The following is a 12246-nucleotide window of genomic DNA, read 5'->3' on the forward strand; positions in this document are numbered from 1 at the left end:
ATATACCGAATGATTGACCTAACTTTAAAAAACGGAATGCAATGAACAGGAATTACGCGTGCTTCGCCGTTGTGCTGCTTATTTTGATGCAATTGGGAAACAGGCATTTGTTTGCCCAAAGCACCCCCACGAATCAATGGCAATTGCTGGGGAGGGGAGAGGAAATTGCCAGTGGTGCCTCGGCCTTTACTAGTATGGCCGCTGTCACGAATTACGAAGGTAACCGAGAAGCGACACCTTATATCGCCTTTGTCGAAAATAACATTGCCAAGGTGAAGCGGCTGGCGGGCGGGCTGTGGCAGCAGGTGGGTGGCGATGTTTCTCCGGGCAATGCCTCGCACACGAACATTTTTGCCGACGGGGGTAACCGGCTATACGTGGCCTACGCGGATCTGGCCAACGGCAATCGTTTGGCGGTTAAGCGGTTCAACGCGGCCACGCAGGCATGGGAGCCGCTTGGCGGCGACCCGTACGTTTCGGAGGGTTCCATACTGAACGGCACGAGCCAGCTGCGTGTCTCCCGGAATAACTGGATGGCCTTCGACCGGAACAACGTTCCCTACGTGGTGTACGCGGAGATGGGTTCGGGCGGCCGCCCCCACGTGAAGCGTTTCGTGAACGGTTCATGGGAGCTGGTCGGTTCGGGCGGATTTGCTGCAGAGCGGGCATCGGGAGTTTGCATAGCGTTCGATGAGGGGGATACGCCTTACGTGACGTATGCCGGGGGCGACGGCAGCACGGGCGACCTCCGTGCGTTCCGGTTTTCGGGAGGGGCCTGGGCGGCGCTTCCGGCTTCGGGCATCGGCGGAGTGCGTCATGCATCGTCGGTGGTGCTTGACGGTCGGCTGTACGTCCTGTACATGGACGCCAGCACGAACAGCTTCGGCACGGTGTCGTTTCTGGATCTTTCCACGGGGGCATGGACAGCGGTGTTCGGTGGCCGTCTTTCGGGGCGCAACACGGAAGTGCTGACACTGGCCAAAGACGGGCTGGGCAACCTGTACGCATCGTTTCAGGACGTCATCACGAACAACTCGGGCCGCAGCGTGGTGCGGGTGCGCCGGTTGGCGGCAGGTGCCGACACTTGGGATGAATTGACTGCAGGAGGAGCATCTGAATCGGGAGTGGACGAGCCGGGATTTGAGTCGTTTCTGTATGTAGATAAACAAGGGAACCCCTATATCAGTTATGTAAAGGCAAATGCGGGGGGAGTAAACACCCCTATCGTACGTAAATTTGACCTCATACAAGTGCCGCCAGCGGCAGAAAGGGGGCCTTACAATGCATGGGAACTGTTGGGAGAAGGGCAACAGGTGGCGTCAGGTGCTTCAACGTATACTTCGGTGGCCACCATCCGGGAATATGGTACTACAGCAACTTATGTGGCGTTTGTAGAAAATGGCGTGGCCAGGGCAAGGCGGCAATTGTACGGGATGTGGGAATGGGTCGGCGGGGATATTTCTCCGGGCAATGCTTCGCACACAAACATTTTTGCCGACGGGGGTAACCGGCTATACGTGGCCTATGCGGACCTGGCCAACGGCAATCGCTTGGCGGTTAAGCGGTTCAACGCGGCCACGCAGGCATGGGAGCCGCTTGGCGGCGACCCGTACGTTTCGGAGGGTTCCATACTGAACGGCACGAGCCAGCTGCGTGTCTCCCGGAATAACTGGATGGCCTTCGACCGGAACAACGTTCCCTACGTGGTGTACGCGGAGATGGGTTCGGGCGGCCGCCCCCACGTGAAGCGTTTCGTGAACGGTTCATGGGAGCTGGTCGGTTCGGGCGGATTTTCTGCAGAGCGGGCATCGGGAGTTTGCATAGCGTTCGATGAGGGAGATACGCCTTACGTGACGTATGCCGGGGGCGACGGCAGCACGGGCGACCTCCGTGCGTTCCGGTTTTCGGGAGGGGCCTGGGCGGCGCTTCCGGCTTCGGGCATCGGCGGAGTGCGTCATGCATCGTCGGTGGTGCTTGACGGTCGGCTGTACGTCCTGTACATGGACGCCAGCACGAACAGCTTCGGCACGGTGTCGTTTCTGGATCTTTCCACGGAGGCATGGACAGCGGTGTTCGGTGGCCGTCTTTCGGGGCGCAACACGGAAGTGCTGACACTGGCCAAAGACGGGCTGGGCAACCTATACGCGTCGTTTCAGGACGTCATCACGAACAACTCGGGCCGCAGCGTGGTGCGGGTGCGCCGGCTGGCGGCAGGTGCCGACACCTGGGGTGAACTGGACGCCGGCGGGAGTTCCGAAATCGGTATTGACGAACCCGGTTACGATCTTTTCCTGCATGTAGACCGCTACAATCAACCCTATGTGGCATATGTAAAAGCTAATGCCAGCGGTGTGAATACACCGGTTGTACGGCGTTTCAACCTGAATTTATCGCCCGATACGGAAGAACCCGACGAAGTGGTAACCACCCCAAAACAGCTGGAAACACTGGACAGGGGGCTGGTGGCCGTGCGCACGGCGCCCGATAAGGTGTACATCGGATGGCGGCTGTTTGGTACCGACCCCACGGATATCGCATTCAACGTATACCGTGGTGATGAGCGGATTAATGACGAACCGATTGCCAACTCAACCAATTTTGTAGACGAGACCGAAGACTTGACCGCCACGTATGCCATACGTCCTGTAGTAGGCGGCGAAGAACAGGCCGCAACCTATCCGGTGCGCGTATGGGACAGTAACTTTCTTTCGATACCATTGGATATCCCGCAGGGTGGCACGACACCCGATGGAGTAAATTATACCTATACACCCGGTGACGCGAGCGTGGGCGATCTGGATGGCGACGGACGGTACGAGATTATCCTGAAGTGGGACCCTACCAATCAGAAGGACAATGCTCATGACGGCTATACGGGCAATGTATACATTGACGCATACCGGCTGGATGGAACGAAGTTGTGGCGGATTGATTTGGGTAAAAACATCCGGGCGGGAGCACACTATACCCAGTTCATCGTGTATGACCTTGATGGCGATGGGAAGGCCGAAATCGCCATGAAGACAGCCGACGGCACGGTGGACGGTACCGGTATGGTCATTGGCGATGCGGAGATCGATCACCGCAACGAAGCGGGCCGCATATTGGCGGGCCCCGAATTTTTGACCATTTTCAATGGGCTAACCGGGGCAGCTATGGCTACAACGGACTATTTGCCGGCCCGCGGAAACGTCAGCAGTTGGGGCGACGATTGGGGCAACCGTTCGGAGCGTTACGTTGCTGCGGTAGCTTACTTGGACGGAGCGCGGCCAAGCTTGGTCATGGGCAGGGGATACTACACCCGGCTGGTGCGTGTAGCCTGGGATTGGCGCGATGGTGAACTTACCCACCGATGGACATTCGATAGCAATGATCCCGGCAATGAAGCCCATGCCGGGCAGGGCAACCACCAGATGACCGTGGGCGATATTGATGACGACGGCAAAGACGAAATCATCAACGGCGCCAGCATCATCAATGACAACGGACGTCCGTATGCCGCCAACGGCCGGGGCCATGGCGATGCCTTACACATGACCCGTATGTTCCCCGACCGTCCAAACCAGCAGATTTGGCAGTCATATGAAGATCCGGCAACGTTTGGAGAATATGGGGCGGAGCTACGCGATGCCAAGACTGGAGAAACCCTCTTCGGTGTGCCGGCCAGCAATGATGTAGGCCGTGCGATGGCAGCGGACATCGACCCCAACTATCCCGGTTATGAATTATGGAGCACAGCCAATGGTAATGTGTACAACGGAACGGGAGAGGTTATCAGCACCAACCGGCCGAGCATCAACTTCGGTATCTGGTGGGATGGCGACTTGCAGCGCGAATTGCTGGATGGAACCGTTATCGATAAATGGAACCCGGTAACAAAGAACGCTCAGCGATTGGTTTCGTTTTTCCAGTCGGCCAACGCCGAAAGCATCAACGGTACCAAGGCTACCCCCAACCTTCAAGCTGATATCTTGGGCGACTGGCGGGAAGAAGTTATATACCGGACGTCAGACAACTCCCGGTTGCTTATTTTTACAACCACCATACCAACGGAATACCGTATCCATACGCTGATGCATAATCCACAGTACCGCACAGCCATTGCCTGGCAGAACAGCGGATACAACCAGCCCCCGTATCCAAGCTTTTATCTTGGCGAGGGCATGGAAATGCCCGAACCACCGAATATTGAGCTTACGGAGGTTGAAAAGCAACCGCAAGACATCGACTTCCCTGATGTGGGGTATAAGTCGGTTAAAGATGAACCTTTTGACCCGGGTGCAGTGGCAACATCGGCATTACCTGTCACCTATATGAGCGCCGATCCGTCCATAGCCGACGTAGTCAATGGACGTATTGTTCCCAAGGGTGTCGGCACGGTCACTATCACTGCAGTGCAGCAGGGAAATGCGCTTTGGTTGCCGGCAGAAACCACCCGAGACATTACGTTCCTCGAACTGATGCCCCAATCCATTGCTTTTGATCCGCTGGATAAACTGATTACCGAATATGACGACCTGGATCCCGGCGCGACCGCAAGCTCTGGTCTCCCTGTTGCTTACATCAGCAGTGACGAGTCAATAGCCATCATTGTGGATGGGAAAATCCGGGGAATAGCCGGAGGAACGGTAATCATCACCGCTGTGCAGGAGGGTGACGACTATTGGGAAGCCGCATCTCCCGTATCACATGAACTGCTGGTAATCCCACGGGCCGCCCAAACCATCGCCTTCCATCCCATACCGGAACTGAAGGTGGATCACGGCGACTACGACCCGCAAGCGACAGCGACATCGGGGCTGCCCGTTATTTATACGAGCAGCAATACCGATGTAGCCCGGGTCATCGACGGCAAAATCCGGATATTCCGCGAGGGGACGGCTACCATCGTAGCCAGCCAGCCGGGCGACTCGCTATGGTATGCGGCACCGGATGTTGCGCACACGCTCGTGGTAGTTGGTCCCGATGAACCGGAGGTAAGTAGCGCGGTATCGCCCAATGGCGATGGTGAAAACGACATTCTCTTCATCGAGGGTATCCAGAATTACCCCCAGAACTGGTTGGTCATCATGGACCGCAATGGCGTGGAGGTGTTCCGTATAGCGGGATACAACAACCGAGATAAGGTGTTTGATGGAAGAAGCAGTACCAACAGATTGCTGCCCCAAGGTACATATTTCTACATATTGGAAACCACGTACAAGGGAGAGACTAAACGCAGGAAGGGGTGGTTCATGCTTAAATATCAATGATAAAAGTTAGAATTATGCTACGAATGATTGTAAAAAACGCCCGGTACCTGCTGACGGCCATCGGACTTATCAGTACAGCGGCCGCTCAGCAGCCTATCATGTATACGCAATATACGCATGATTTGACCTACATCAATCCCGCTTATTCGCTGATACAGGGTCAGGGGGCTATCAATACCATCCTGCGCCGGCAGTGGGTGGGTATGGATGATGCTCCCACTACATTTTTTCTGAACGGCTATATACCTATCCACCAATTCGGTGCTTCAGCAGGAATCAACGTCATGCACGACCGTCTCGGTCCGGAACGCTTTATGGATGCCGGTGTGTTCGTCGCCAAGTCGGTGCGCCTGTCCGAAAAAACCTACATGGGCACAGCATTGGGCGTAAGCATCAAACGCTACGAATTGAATGCGTCGCAGTATGCTCCGCGCGACGCGGTGTTCCGCAATGATGAAAGGGAGACCACGGGCAACCTGGCAATCGGGCTTACCCTGTATGAGCCGGACAAGTTCTATGTAAGCGTGTCGGTACCCCGCATCAATTTCCGGTTTTTGGAAGATGCACGGGAAGGGGCCGAGCAATATTTCAGGAACAATTATTATGGAGCTGCGGCCTACTTGGTTAACCTGGGGGGAGGGATCAAGCTGAAGCCAGCGATGTTGGTAGCCATCACGCCCGAGCAGCCCGTGCTGGCCGATTTCGCCGCTACCGCGTATCTGAAAGACTTGGTTGGCTTCGGTGTGAGCTACCGTACCACAGATAACCTCGGCTTCCTGGGGTATGTGTTTATTGATCGCTTCCGTATCGGATATACCTATCAATTCGGGCTCCATAGCCACTTGGCTTCCGGACGGTTCAGCAGCGCTACCCATGAGGTAGGGCTGGGTTATCGCTTCGGCAGTGCAAAAAGGGGGGGACTATTATAAAACGGTTAACCATTCAGCGATGAAGAATTTATATTACGTGCTGTTTATCAGCGGGATGCTATCGGCGGTAGGTGCGGTGGCCCAGCCACAGACATATGTGCTTGTGCACGGTGCCTGGGGCGGCGGCTGGTCATTCAAAAAGACAGACTCCCTATTGCGCACGATGGGCAATGAAGTCTACCGCCCCACGCTCACCGGTCTGGGCGAACGCGTGCACCTCGCTTCCGAAGCCGTTGATTTAGAAACACACATCAAGGATGTGATAAATGTCATTTTGTTTGAAAACCTGCACAACGTCGTGCTTGTCGGGCACAGCTATGGCGGCATGGTCGTAACCGGGGTAGCCGACAGCCTGCCGGAACGTATCGGTAAATTGATCTACCTGGATGCGTTTGTGCCGGACGACGGCCAGAGTGCTTTCTCGGCACGGGGCTCGGATAATCAAGGCAGGGGGATGCGCACCGAAAACGGCCTGATTCCGCCGTTTGGAAAAAAGGAGGGACTTCCGCGGGATGTACCGCATCCGGCCAAGACATTTTCCCAGCCAATCCGGCTGAAAAACCCCGTACGGCTAAAGCTGCCAACCACCTACATCCTCACTTATGAAGGCGATAATCCGGAAAAAGATACGTTTGCTCCGTTTGCCGCGAAAGCGAAGCAGATGGGATGGAAGACCATCAATATGCAGGCCGACCATAATCCGCAGATGACCATGCCGCAGGTACTTGCGGAACTGCTGGAAGAAGAGGGGCGAGCTCATTGATTTAATGTAAAGATTTCAGAAGAAGTTTTATTTTTTCGTATTAGGAAAAATATGGTTGAGGTGATAAACCCTCCAAAGTCAATTCATCTTCGCTCCGAGGCGCGTTTCAAAAATGAACGGGGTGAAAATTGTTTTCACGCCCGGTGAATCTTCCGATTCAGCCCGTTGTTGCCGGCTTCCGATGCCGACGGTTTGGGGAGCATTGCATTTTTGGGCTGAATTATGCGCTCTGGCGGCTTTAAATTTTGGATGGGCTAATGTTCCGCCAAGAAAAAGAAAGCCGCATAGGCGATACGTTTATTTTTTTCATAACAAGAAATTTGTGTTTGGTCGAAAAATCGCCAGTTCCTTTTCCGGCTATCGGATTTCGATCTAAGAATGAGGACAGAATGGGGAAAAACGAAACATTTTTACCGGAGTTTTGCACGATTTTTACCGGATGCGCAAGGGGTATAGCTGTAGATTTGCAGGAACCCGATTTCTTCACTTCGTGATAGACCTATGATGATATTAAACAATATACGTTTTTTGAAAATTTGCTTGTCGCTGGTTGCCTACCTTGTCTTGGTTTATACCGCGACAGCACAAAACCGCGCCAAGTATAATTTCAATCCCGGATGGAAGCTGCTCGAGACGGATGCCGCCGACGCCCGGCAGAAAGACTTCGATGAGTCGGGCATGAAGGCAGTGACCTTGCCCCATGCGTGGAACGAGGATGATGCTTTCCGGCTGGCCATTGACAAACACCGCACGGGGGTGGTCTGGTACCGGAAGCATTTCCGGCTACCGCCGGCCGACCGCGGGAAAAAGGTGTTTATCGAATTTGAAGGTGTGCGCCAGGCGGCAACTGTATACATTAACGGCAGGTATGTCGGGCTACATGAAAACGGCGTGATGGCCTTTGGCTTTGACATTACCGAATTCCTGGACCCCGCAGGGGACAACGTGATAGCTGTGCGTGTGGACAACGATTGGGGTTACCGGGAACAGGCCACCGACACCAAATTTCAGTGGGCCGACCGGAATTTCAACGCCAATTACGGCGGGATACCTAAAAATGTGTGGCTGCACGTCACTGAAAAACTGTACCAGACGTTGCCTTTATACTCCTTCTTGCAAACCACCGGCACCTATATCTATGCCACGGCGCTGGATATCCCGGCTAAGTCTGCTGTGGTGGTGGCCGAGAGCGAAGTAAAAAATGAATGGGATACGCCCCGGACGTTTACCTTTGAAGTGGCGGTCCTTGACGCCGACGGTAAACCGGTAAAGACATTCGGGAACGACGCGTTTACTGTTCATCCGGGTGGGACGCACCGTGTATCTGCGCAGGCTAAACTGGAGGGGCTCAATTTTTGGAGTTGGGGATATGGGTACCTGTATACAGTGATTACCCGCCTGCGGGTGGACGGGGAGATCGTTGATGAATTGTATACGAAGACGGGTTTCCGGAAGACGGACTTCCGTGAGGGCATGGTTTACCTGAACGACCGCGTGCTGATGATGAAAGGATATGCGCAGCGCACCAGCAACGAGTGGCCTGCTGTCGGCATGTCTGTGCCGCCTTGGCTGAGTGACTTTAGCAACCGCCTGATGGTGGAAAGCAACGCCAACCTGGTCCGCTGGATGCATGTAACCCCATGGAAGCAGGACGTAGAATCGTGCGACCGCGTGGGGCTGCTGCAGGCCATGCCCGCTGGCGATGCCGAACATGATGTGGAAGGTCCGCGCTGGGAACAGCGGAAGCAGTTGATGCGCGATGCTATCATCTATAACCGCAATAGCCCCAGCATCGTATTCTATGAGAGCGGCAACAAAGGTATCAGTGAACAGCATATGCGCGAAATGAAAGCGATTCGCGACACATATGACCCCCATGGCGGCCGTGCCATCGGTTCGCGGGAAATGCTGGACAGCGAGGTGGCGGAATATGGCGGGGAAATGCTTTATATCAACAAGAGTGCACGCATTCCCCTCTGGGCGATGGAATATTCGCGCGATGAAGGGCTGCGGAAATACTGGGATGAGTTTTCGCCGCCCTACCATAAAGACGGCGATGGCCCGCCATACCGTGGCGAGTCGGCCGCGGCCTATAATCGCAACCAGGACAGTCATGCGATAGAGAACGTCATCCGCTGGAATGAATTCTGGCGTCAGCGTCCGGGCCGGGGCCGGCGGGTAAGTTCGGGCGGCGTTAACATCATCTTCTCAGATTCCAATACCCACTTCCGCGGAGCGGAAAACTACCGGCGCAGCGGTGAGGTGGACCCGATGCGGATACCGAAGGATGGCTTTTTTGCCCACCAGGTGATGTGGAACGGCTGGGTGGACGTTGACGAGCACGGCGCACACATCATCGGGCATTGGAATTATGAGCCGGGCGTCACCAAGCCGGTGCATGTGGTGGCTACGGGTGAGCGTACCGAGTTGCTGCTCAACGGGAAAAGTCTGGGATTCGGCGAACGGAGCGAAAATTTCTTGTTTACGTTTAAGGATGTCAACTGGGAACCGGGGGTGATCAAGGCGGTTACTTATGATGCCGAAGGTCGGACCCTGGCAACCGCCGAAATCAGAACGGCGGGTGAGCCCGCGGCGGTAAGACTGACGGCCCGGCACCACCCGGAAGGCTTCAGGGCGGACGGGGCCGACCTGGCATTAATTACTGTGGAAGTGGTGGACGCCCATGGCAATCGTTGCCCCACCGCATTGAATACGATTGAGTTTGAGCTGGACGGTCCGGCGGAATGGCGTGGCGGAATTGCCCAAGGGCCGGATAACTACATTCTTTCCAAGCAGTTGCCTGTAGAATGCGGCGTCAACCGGGTATTGGTGCGCAGCAGCCCTGTTGCCGGCACCATTACCGTGAAGGCACGGTCCGAAGGGCTGGCGCCTCATGAAATCACGCTGAATACCACATCCGTGGAGGTTAGCCATGGCCTGTCGCTGTACAAGCCGGCCGATGGCCTGCGGCCCGTATTCACGCGGGGGCCTGCACCGATGGGTGAATCGTTTACTCCGACAAGAAAATCGGCGGTGATCGTCGGTGCCACGGCCGGCGCCAACGCGGTGGAAGTGCAATCGAGTTATGATGATAATGAACGGACGGGATGGAGCAATGATGGTAATCTGCAGACGGCGTGGATTACCTACGAACTGGCTGAGGAAACTTCCATCAGCGTGGTGGAACTGAAACTGAACAACTTCCGCACACGGAGCTATCCGATCCAAATACTGGTGGATGGTGAAGAGGTATTCCGAGGTAATACACCGCCCAACTTAGGCTATGTCACCCTGCCTTTCAACGAAAAGCGGGGGAGAAGTGTAACGATTAGGTTGCTGCCCGAGCGTGTCCGGCTTCGGGAGACATCCGTAGGCACGGAGGTGTCGGGAAAGAAACTGGGTGACGGTTTAGCGCATGCCGATATCAAGGGAAAATATGTGTTGAGTATTATTGAAGCTGAGATTTATGAAATTCTTTAAGAAGAAAGCCGTGCAGTTAGCAGCAAGTATGCTGCTGGCTGCCACACAGCAGACCGTCGCCCAGCGCCAGATGGAGCGCTTGGACAGGGGGGTGGTGGCACTCGCCGCCAAAGAAGGTGAAGTGTTCGTCTCCTGGCGGTTACTGGCAGATGATCCCCCGGAGGTGGCATTTAATATTTACCGGACCGACGGGCAAGGGAATTCGGAAAAGCTGAACGGAACACCGCTGGCCGGCCCCACGTATTATGTGGATACAAAGCTTCCCACGCAATCAAGCGCAATTGGTTATTTCGTGAAGCCGGTGGTAGGCCAACAGGAAGGCGAGGCATCACCGGTATGCCGGGTGGACTTGAATGACTTTGCCAATTACCTAACCATTGATCTGGAGCCGCTGCCGGGGTATACCGCGGGCGATGCATCGGTGGGCGACCTGGACGGGGACGGTGCATATGAAATCGTGCTGCACCGTACGGGCAGGGCACGGGACAATTCGCACGACGGATTTACGGATCCCCCGGTGCTGGAGGCATACAAGCTGGACGGAACTTTTCTCTGGCGCATCTATCTTGGCCGGAATATCCGGGAAGGGGCGCATTACACCCAGTTCATGGTGTATGATCTGGACGGCGATGGGAAGGCAGAGGTGGCCTGTAAAACGGCAGACGGAACCATCGATGGCATGGGTGTCACTATTGGCGATAGTACGAAGGACTGGCGCAACGAGCAAGGGCGGATACTGGAGGGGCCGGAGTTTCTCACCGTATTCGAAGGTGCCTCGGGTAGAGCATTGGCTACCGTTGATTACATACCGGGAAGAGACCCTATTGATGGGTGGGGAACGCCGCGCCACACGGATAACCGGGGCAACCGATCCGACCGCTTTCTGGCAGCTGTGGCTTACCTGGACGGCCGCCTCCCCAGCCTCGTGATGTGCCGTGGTTATTATGCGCGCTCGGTGATTGCAGCATGGGATTTCCGGCATGGAAAATTGACGCAGCGGTGGGTGTTTGATTCCAAAAATGGAACGGATCCCTATTCCGGGCAAGGATTTCATAACCTGAGCGTTGCGGATATTGACGGCGACGGGAATGATGAGATTATCTACGGGGCCATGGTGGTAGACCATGACGGGCAACCGCTTTATACAACCGGATGGGGGCACGGGGATGCCCAGCATCTGGGCGACCTGATACCTTCGCGGCCGGGGTTGGAAATCTTCACTGTGCATGAAAAACCGCCGGTACATCGTCCGGGCGCCGCGTTGCGTGATGCGCGCACGGGTGAAGCGCTATGGCTGGGAGCCTTCGGGCAGGATGTCGGCCGGGGCGTTGCGGCAAATATCGATGCGGATAATCCAGGGGCTGAATTCTGGTTTTCGGGATCTGGCGGGCTGCTGAATGCGGATGGAAAACGGATAGGACCGCAGCCCAGTTCAACCAATTTCCTTATCTGGTGGGATGGCGACTTAACCCGTGAACTACTGGATGGCATCACCATTGATAAATACAGGCATGGACCGATTTTCAGGGCCGAAGGGTGCGTGGCTATCAATGGTACGAAAGCGACGCCCGTGCTGAGTGCCGATATCCTTGGCGACTGGCGCGAGGAGGTGATTTTCCCCACGGCCGATCACCGTTCGCTGCGCATCTATTCAACCACCATACCAACACCGCACCGGCTGGTTACGTTGATGCGCGACCCGCAATACCGGTTGAGTGTGGCCTGGCAGAACGTAGCATATAACCAACCCCCGCATACCAGCTTTTACATGGGGGAAGATAGACCACCCAAGAAACCGTCGCAACAATAGACTAACCGCAAA

5 protein-coding genes are annotated in these 12246 nt (G+C 55.5%); all 5 read left to right on the plus strand.

Annotated elements, in window-relative coordinates; all coding sequences use genetic code 11:
* Positions 1-41 precede the first annotated feature (41 nt).
* Entirely contained in the window at positions 42-5252 is a 5211-nt protein-coding gene (locus BM030_RS20390) for a rhamnogalacturonan lyase family protein (protein ID WP_170845591.1), read from the plus strand.
* A 14-nt stretch (positions 5253-5266) separates the two neighbouring features.
* Complete coding sequence (locus BM030_RS01230) at positions 5267-6181, plus strand: PorP/SprF family type IX secretion system membrane protein (RefSeq protein ID WP_170845592.1); 915 nt, start codon at positions 5267-5269, stop codon at positions 6179-6181.
* A 19-nt stretch (positions 6182-6200) separates the two neighbouring features.
* A complete protein-coding gene (locus tag BM030_RS01235) occupies positions 6201-6944 on the plus strand; it encodes an alpha/beta fold hydrolase (RefSeq protein ID WP_090970253.1) in 744 nt (247 codons plus the stop codon).
* Positions 6945-7472: 528 nt separating this feature from the next.
* Positions 7473-10424, plus strand: coding sequence for a DUF4982 domain-containing protein (locus tag BM030_RS01245; protein ID WP_244518594.1), 2952 nt, complete (start codon positions 7473-7475; stop codon positions 10422-10424).
* Positions 10411-12234, plus strand: a complete 1824-nt coding sequence (locus BM030_RS01250; protein ID WP_170845593.1) for a rhamnogalacturonan lyase — start codon at positions 10411-10413, stop codon at positions 12232-12234. The genes BM030_RS01245 and BM030_RS01250 overlap by 14 nt, the downstream gene beginning before the upstream one ends.
* Positions 12235-12246: the final 12 nt, after the last annotated feature.

This window comes from Parapedobacter composti (assembly GCF_900112315.1).
In the GTDB taxonomy this organism is placed as follows: domain Bacteria; phylum Bacteroidota; class Bacteroidia; order Sphingobacteriales; family Sphingobacteriaceae; genus Parapedobacter; species Parapedobacter composti.